Annotated in this window: 2 protein-coding genes; both read left to right on the top strand. The window is 31.6% G+C overall.

Features of this window, described 5'->3' with window-relative positions:
• Positions 1–216 precede the first annotated feature (216 nt).
• A complete protein-coding gene (accD, locus tag Q0370_RS00755; protein WP_299570744.1) occupies positions 217–1068 on the top strand; it encodes an acetyl-CoA carboxylase, carboxyltransferase subunit beta in 852 nt (283 codons plus the stop codon).
• Positions 1069–1100: 32 nt separating this feature from the next.
• The gene (locus Q0370_RS00750; RefSeq protein WP_299570741.1) at positions 1101–2048 is read left to right on the top strand and encodes an acetyl-CoA carboxylase carboxyltransferase subunit alpha; all 948 of its coding nucleotides are present in this window, start codon (positions 1101–1103) and stop codon (positions 2046–2048) included.
• Positions 2049–2149 lie beyond the last annotated feature (101 nt).

Below are 2149 nucleotides of genomic sequence, written 5' to 3'. Positions count from 1 at the left end.
GATAAGAAGTATGGAATAAAAGATGGAAGTAGCAGATTTTTTCTTTGTTGTTATTCACTTTCTTTTGACAATTATAATTTTTCGATTATAGACAAAGCATTTTTTTAAAAAGTATTTTTATCAAAGAAAAATCTAATATAAATATAGTATCATATAGAGTATTGTAACACCTGTTATTTTAACTTAAAAATATAAAATTCTTGAGAGGTGAAGAAAATGGGATTATTTTCAAGCAGAAAATCAAAAAATAAATATGTAACACTTACATCCAAATCAAAATTGACAGTTGATATTGTGGATGACAACAAGTGGAAAAAATGTAATCAATGTAATGAGATTATTTATAATGAGGATTTGAAAAATAATTTAAATGTATGTCCAAAATGCGGAAATTATTTTAGGCTTACAGCTTTTGAAAGAATTGAGCTGTTGATTGATGAAGGAACCTTTATTGAAGAAGATATGACACTTAATTCAAAAGATGTATTAAATTTTCCTGGATACGAGGAAAAATTGGAATTAGCACGTGAAAAAAGCCGAATGTTAGATGGTGTTATTAGCGGAGTTGGAAAAATTAATGGACTAGAAGTGAGTATTGCCGCAATGGAATTTAGCTTTATGGGTGGAAGTATGGGATCTGTTGTTGGAGAAAAGATTACAAGGGCATTAGAAAGAGGGCTTAAAAGAAAAATACCAGTTGTAGTAGTTTCAAGCTCTGGTGGTGCAAGAATGCAGGAAGGAATCTTGTCACTTATGCAAATGGCAAAAACTTCAGGAGCAGTAAAAAGATTGAATGAAGCAGGAATTCCGTTTATTTCTGTACCTGTTGATCCGACTACTGGTGGAGTGACAGCTTCTTTTGCAATGCTAGGAGATGTTATTATAACAGAGCCAAATGCTTTTATTGCTTTTGCAGGGCCTAGGGTAATTGAGCAGACTGTAAATCAGAAATTGCCAAAAGGGTTTCAAAGGGCAGAATTTTTGCTAGAACACGGAATGATTGATATAATTTCAGAAAGAAAAGACTTAAAAACAACGATTTATAGAGTATTGGAAAAATTAGTGTAAGTTTTAAAATTTTTCAAACGAAAGGATAGAATATGAGTATAAAAGATGAAATTAAAGAATTGGAAGATAATATAGCCGAGTTAAAAAGATTTTCAGCTGAAAGAAACATTGATTTTTCTGCTCAAATAACAGAACTTGAAAAAAACCTCGAAGATAAATATAGAGATTTTGAGGAAAATGAAATGGATGCCTGGAATAGAATTCAAATTTCAAGAAATCCTCAAAGACCATATACTTTGGATTATATAAAAGAATTGACGCAGGATTTTGTAGAACTTCACGGTGACAGGCTTTCAAAGGATGATAATGCGATTGTAGGGGGGCTTGCAACAATTGATGGTTATAAAATAATGATAATAGGGCAGCAAAAAGGAAGAGACATTGAATCAAATATTTTTAGAAATTTTGGTATGGCGAGTCCTGAAGGGTATAGAAAGGCTCTTAGATTAATGAGAATGGCAGAACGTTTTAAATTACCAATTCTGACATTAATTGATACAGCTGGAGCATATCCTGGAATAGAAGCTGAAGAAAAAGGGCAAGGAGAGGCTATTGCCAAAAATTTAGCGGAAATGTTTGGATTCCGTGTACCAATTGTATCTGTTGTTATTGGAGAAGGTGGAAGTGGAGGAGCATTAGGAATTGGTGTAGCAGACTCAATTTTGATGTTTGAAAATAGTGTGTATTCTGTTATTTCCCCAGAGGGATGTGCCTCAATCCTTTTTAATGATTCAACAAAAGCTGCAGAAGCTGCAAAAAGTCTAAGAATGGATGCTATCAGCCTAAAAAGTCTTGGAATAATAGATGAAATCATAAAAGAGCCTTTGGGCGGAGCACACAGAAACTTTGAAGAAACAGCACAAAATTTAAAAGAAATGGTTGTAAAGGAATTTAAGCGGATAGACAAATTTTCATTAAGGGAATTGCTAAAAAGAAGGTATGATAAATATAGAAAAATTGGTGAATTTTTTGAAGAATAAAAATTTAAAATAATTATTTTGGGTTATCATAAGTGATTGATAATCCTTTTTTATTTAATCAATTTAGAATGATATACTATTTTCTAATAGGATTTAGTATT

The sequence above is a fragment of the uncultured Leptotrichia sp. genome, from assembly GCF_938036635.1.
Taxonomy (GTDB): Bacteria; Fusobacteriota; Fusobacteriia; order Fusobacteriales; family Leptotrichiaceae; genus Leptotrichia; species Leptotrichia hongkongensis.
The sequence above is the reverse complement of the archived record's forward strand: the minus strand, read 5'-3'. Positions and strand labels throughout refer to the sequence as shown.

Bases quoted from the DNA above. Each gene is read 5' to 3' on its own strand.
- accD (WP_299570744.1), top strand. From the start codon at position 217: ATGGGATTATTTTCAAGCAGAAAATCAAAAAATAAATATGTAACACTT.
- Q0370_RS00750 (WP_299570741.1), top strand. From the start codon at position 1,101: ATGAGTATAAAAGATGAAATTAAAGAATTGGAAGATAATATAGCCGAG.